Source organism: Comamonas sp. GW821-FHT11H03, assembly GCF_058807955.1.
Map to the genome: position 1 here is coordinate 1 of NZ_JBXARF010000023.1, position 1,358 is coordinate 1,358.

Below are 1,358 nucleotides of genomic sequence, written 5' to 3' on the forward strand. Positions count from 1 at the left end.
TGAGATAGCCCCCTGAATCTCCGGACACAGTCCATCGCTTATCTTCGAGATTGGCATAGGACTGTACGTATGACTAGGCATACAGAGACGATAGAGGTCATCACCCGAGACCAGCGCAGGCGGCGCTGGTCGGCTGCCGAGAAGGCAGCCTTGGTTCGCAAGACGTATGAACCGGGCATGAGCGTCTCGCTCGTGGCCCGCCAGGAGAGCGTGTCGGCGAGCTTGCTATTCACTTGGCGGCGACTGGATCGCGAAGGTGCGCTGGTGGCCGTGAGCGCAGGCGAAGCGGTTGTGCCGGCTTCTGAGCTGGCCGCAGCTCGCGCCGAGATCGCCAAGCTGCAACGTGTGCTGGGCAAAAAGACCTTGGAGAACGAGATTCTCAAGGAGGCCATGGAGCTCGCCGCTGCAAAAAAGTGGATTGCGCGCTCGCCCTTGTTGCCCGGGGACGACCAATGAAGTCGGTCTGCTCGGTGCTGGGCGTGGCGCGCTCGAATCTGCATGTGCGGCATCACAGGCCTGGCCACTGGCAGGACAGCCGCAGAGGCCGCACTCCAGACCTGGATGAGGTCTTGCTGGCCGACCTGCGGCGCCACATTGCCGAGCTGCCCAGCTATGGCTATCGCCGGGCCGGTGCGCTGCTCAATCGAGAGCGCCGTTCGCGAGGTCAGCAGGCGTTGAACCACAAGCGCATCTACCGGGTCATGGCGCGGCATCGACTGCTGCTGCCCAAGGCCCCAAAACGACGGCATTCGAGCCGCGTTCACGATGGCCAGGTCAGTGTGCCGATGAGCAACATGCGCTGGTGCTCTGACGGCTTTGAGATTAAGTGCGACTCGGGCGAGACGGTCACAGCCACCTTCGCCAAGGACTGCTGCGACCGGGAGATCCTGGCCTGGCGAGCTTGGGAGGGCAAGGGACTTGCAGGAGAGCCTGTGCGTGACATGCTGGTGGAGGCCGTGGAGCGGCGCTTTGGCACGGTTGAAGCCGTACCTCTGGAGCGTGAATTGGAGTTCCTCACCGACAACGGCAGCGCCTACATCGCGCACGAGACGCGTGGCATTGCTAGATCGCTGGGCCTGAAGCCGATCAACACGCCCGTGTGCAGTCCCCAGAGCAATGGCATGGCCGAGAGCTTTGTGAACACCTTCAAGCGCGACTACATGAGCCGCATGGACCTGCTCGATGCGCCGACCGTGTTGGCGCAATTGCCGGGAGCATTCGAGCACTTCAACGAGATCCACCCGCATTCGAGTTTGAAAATGATGTCGCCCAGGGAGTTCCGACGACGGCAGAATCACCCCGCCCATCAGGGCTAACTTAGCGACTGGACGGTGTCCGGAACTACGGGGGCAAGATCA

The 1,358-nt window shown here is 62.2% G+C and carries 1 protein-coding gene; it reads left to right on the plus strand.

Features of this window, described 5'->3' with window-relative positions:
• Positions 1–69 precede the first annotated feature (69 nt).
• Positions 70–1,316 (plus strand): IS3 family transposase gene (locus AC1RTQ_RS24135; protein ID WP_419145837.1). Its coding sequence is split into 2 segments (ribosomal slippage): positions 70–400 and positions 400–1,316, totalling 1,248 coding nucleotides; the frame shifts between segments, so codons are not numbered across the junction.
• Positions 1,317–1,358 lie beyond the last annotated feature (42 nt).